1 pseudogene is annotated in these 255 nt (G+C 35.3%); it reads right to left on the bottom strand.

Going from position 1 to position 255, the window contains the following annotated elements:
* A pseudogene (locus PZE06_RS29340) lies at nt 1–255 on the bottom strand (IS3 family transposase); the annotation flags it as partial.

Raw genomic sequence — 255 nt, 5'->3', positions numbered from 1 at the left:
CTAAAGTAATACGGTCAGAAACATGATAAGCTAGGATTTCGTTAGTGGAAGCATCTTTTACGGTTGACAAATAAGCCATACTATTTCCGTTATATGGCAAATATGTAATATCCGTTAATAAAACTTTACCTGGTATACCCTGCTTAAACTCTCTGTTTAACTTATTGGCTACGACTTGATGCTCCTTTGTTGCTTTAGCGATTTTTTTATAAGGATTTGCCTTTCTATGAGGACAGACTATTCCGTATTTCCTCA

Source organism: Robertmurraya sp. DFI.2.37 (genome assembly GCF_029211245.1).
Lineage (GTDB): Bacteria > Bacillota > Bacilli > Bacillales > Cytobacillaceae > Robertmurraya > Robertmurraya methanolica_A.
The sequence above is the reverse complement of the archived record's forward strand: the minus strand, read 5'-3'. Positions and strand labels throughout refer to the sequence as shown.